The sequence below is a fragment of the Kitasatospora sp. NPDC057936 genome (genome assembly GCF_042887525.1).
Lineage (GTDB): Bacteria > Actinomycetota > Actinomycetes > Streptomycetales > Streptomycetaceae > Kitasatospora.
On record NZ_JBHVPD010000122.1, the window covers coordinates 24,384 to 27,088 of the forward strand.

At 64.5% G+C, this 2,705-nt stretch carries 3 protein-coding genes; 1 reads left to right on the forward strand and 2 read right to left on the reverse strand.

The genetic code is table 11. The features are described 5' to 3' along the window. Positions 1 to 103 precede the first annotated feature (103 nt). Positions 104 to 1,186: a Crp/Fnr family transcriptional regulator gene (locus tag ACFVU9_RS40350; protein ID WP_387602261.1), complete on the reverse strand. Its 1,083-nt coding sequence runs from the start codon at positions 1,184 to 1,186 to the stop codon at positions 104 to 106. Beyond that, positions 1,183 to 1,530 carry a hypothetical protein gene (locus ACFVU9_RS40355; RefSeq protein WP_387602264.1) on the reverse strand — a complete coding sequence of 116 codons (348 nt, stop codon included), beginning with the start codon at positions 1,528 to 1,530 and terminating at the stop codon, positions 1,183 to 1,185. Before ACFVU9_RS40355 ends, ACFVU9_RS40350 begins: the two co-directional genes overlap by 4 nt. Positions 1,531 to 2,170: 640 nt before the next feature. On the opposite strand from ACFVU9_RS40355, the gene ACFVU9_RS40360 reads away from it, so the two are divergent. Beyond that, positions 2,171 to 2,641: a hypothetical protein gene (locus tag ACFVU9_RS40360; protein WP_387602266.1), complete on the forward strand. Its 471-nt coding sequence runs from the start codon at positions 2,171 to 2,173 to the stop codon at positions 2,639 to 2,641. The last annotated feature ends 64 nt before the right edge of the window (positions 2,642 to 2,705 follow it).

The following is a 2,705-nucleotide window of genomic DNA, read 5'->3' on the forward strand; positions in this document are numbered from 1 at the left end:
GCGCCGGGGTGTCTTATGCGGAGGATCTTGTATCTACTTTGGTCGTCGCACGTGGGGGGGGGGCGGGGGGGGGGGCCCCCACCGCGGGGGGGCCCCACCCCCCTCACTCGATTCCTTGTCGTGCTAACCGGCGAATGAACTGCCTTACTTGGCTTGCTACTTGCGGAGCTGTGATCGTCCTTGTCAGGCCGTAGCGCTCCCGTCCGGCCGTCCTGATCAGCTCCATGCCAAGTGCCGCGATAGTTCTGTCAATCGCCGCCACACAGGTCTCAGTTGAGGACTTTTCGAGAAGCTCGATGTGCCACCCCAATTCAGACCTGGTGAGCATCTCGGCGGCCCGGACGTCACTGACTGCCCTGATCTGTGTGAGTTTCCCCTTGCTCAGCACGGCGACGTAGCCACTACCTGATGCAGCGTCGTCCTCATAATCGTCGGGGTCGGGAAGGCTGGCTCTGGTCCCAAGGTTCACGGGATTGATCAGCGTGATACGCCTTCGACCTGTGGTGATGGTCCCGGATCGCCGAAGCTCTCTGATGTGGTTCTCGACCGACGGCCGGCTGAGCTTGAGGATCCGAGCCAAGTCGGCCTGTGAGAGGCCCAAGATGTCGTAGGGGAACGTCGGGCGGGCTGGGTCCGCGTAGGTGCTGAGGTCCAGGAGGAGGCTGTTGATCCTGGCCGCGGGCGGCTGGTTCGTCCTCTCATGCTGAAGCTGAAGCATCTGGAGCCGCGTTGTCAGTAGTCGGCAGAAGCTCTCCATCGCCGCAGGGTAGTTCTGGAGAAAACCCCTGAACGAGCTGCTTGGGATGGAGGCAGCCAGGACGATCGTGGCAGACACGGCCCTGAAGGAGTCTCGGGGACTGAAGAGGATGCTGTCACCGATGAGATCTCCGGGGCCGCGAAGAGTCACGCCCTGTGTGCCGTCCGGGTAGGAGACCTCCTCCATGACCCAGCCGCTAACGATGATCTGCATTGTGAAGGACTTCGTCCCGGTGTTGCTCTCCACGTTGCTGATGACGGAGCCGCCGTCGTAGGTCTGTGGAACTGCAATGCGGGAAAGGGCGGCTCGTTGGTCAGTGTTGAGGCGTCGGATGAACGATGACCTGGGCAGGGGCACGGTTGCCGCATCGAGCCAGCTTCTAGCTGGCCGCCTCATGCGACTCGTGACCGTGTCGGGTGGCTGGCTCATGACGCGACTGCACCATCCGGAGGCGTGTCCTCCGATGGACATGAGATGGTCCGGAAGTGGCACGCCTCGCTGATGCCCCCAGCAGCTGGCGATTGCCAGCCGACGACAGTTGTGACGTTGGCCATCGGGGGCGGCGTCTCGTTGAACGCCTTGATGACGGGCGGCAGCGCGCTGACGAGGGCGACGATGGCGGAGATGACCACAGCCAGGCGGGCTGGGTTCTGGGAGAGCTTCTTGATTGCGTATGCCGCAGCCGCCGTCGTGCTGACCGAGATCAGCACGACGGGGATTGCGGCCGGCACGGAGCCGGAGAGCAACTCGGGGGTTCCCTTCTGACGGTGCACCAAGAGTGTTTGCCGGGTTCTGACGCGACGTCACACACCTGTCTGTGAAGCCCTGGTAGGTAGGTGGGCCAGACGAGGCGGAGTGGCGGATTGTGCTAAGAACACGCTAGTCGGTCCGGCCTCGCTCTCGCGAATCTCGGCCGGCGAAAGCCCCAGGCGTATGGAGATGGGTTCGCGCACCTTGGGTCAAGTCCCTCTCGGTATGGACTCGCCGTCATGCTCTTCGCTGTAATCCATACAGATATGGAACATGGGAGTCCTAGTGCTTGTTCAATAGAGATTGCTGACGTTGTTGCACCTTGCCGGGTTCGACGCGCGAGCACGGCGGGTGAGCCTCTGGGGGTGGTAGCCCAGGGGGCCCGCCGCCCATTAGGGCAAAACACAGAAGCCCCGACTCGCGGTCGAGTCGGGGCTTGTTTGTTGCGGCGTCGATGGCAGGGCTGCTGGGGTTGCTGCTGCCGGGCAGCGCTGTTGCGCTCAGATGCCGGGCGGCGGTGCGGCGTCTCGCTAGCCCTGCATGAGGAGTCGAAGGTTGCCGGTTCGATCAGGAGTCGGGCCGCAACCTGGAGGCCTCCGCAGCGAGTTCGCTGCGGAGGCCTCTCTCTTTTGTAGGGAGGGCGGCGTCGGTAGGTTCTGGGTGGTGATTACTCAGATCGTCACGCTGGTGGGCGTCCTGCTGGGTGCGCTCACCTCGTTCGTGGCTACCGGGTGGGCGGAGCGGACCAAGCATCGACGGGTGATGGCGGCGCGGTGGGACGAGCGGAAGCTCGACACCTACGTGCAGTACGCGACCTGTGTGAAGGAGATCGACGCGGTCGCCAAGCGGGCCCGACAGGCTGAGGCGGGCTCGACGGCGCGGGCGGAGTTCCTGGCGACGATGGAGCGCGCGGAGATCCAGCGATCGGCGCTCTTCGAGACGCTTGTGCTGCTCGCGAGTCCGGCTGCCGTGGAGGCGGCGAAGGCGGTGAACATCGCGCTCTGGGAGTCCGAGATTGCCGCCCGCGAGCACACTGCGGTGTCGACCACCCCCGTCCTGGTCGAGTTGCTCAACGCCTATCACACGCAGGCCCGGCTGGACCTCGGTGTCGGCGGTCCGGCCGGCGGGGCGTGAGCCGAAACACAGAAGGGCCGCATCGGGCAGCGGAGTAAGCGGGCCCACGAGGCCGAGCAATAGC

Bases quoted from the DNA above. Each gene is read 5' to 3' on its own strand.
- ACFVU9_RS40350 (WP_387602261.1), bottom strand. From the start codon at position 1,186: ATGAGCCAGCCACCCGACACGGTCACGAGTCGCATGAGGCGGCCAGCT.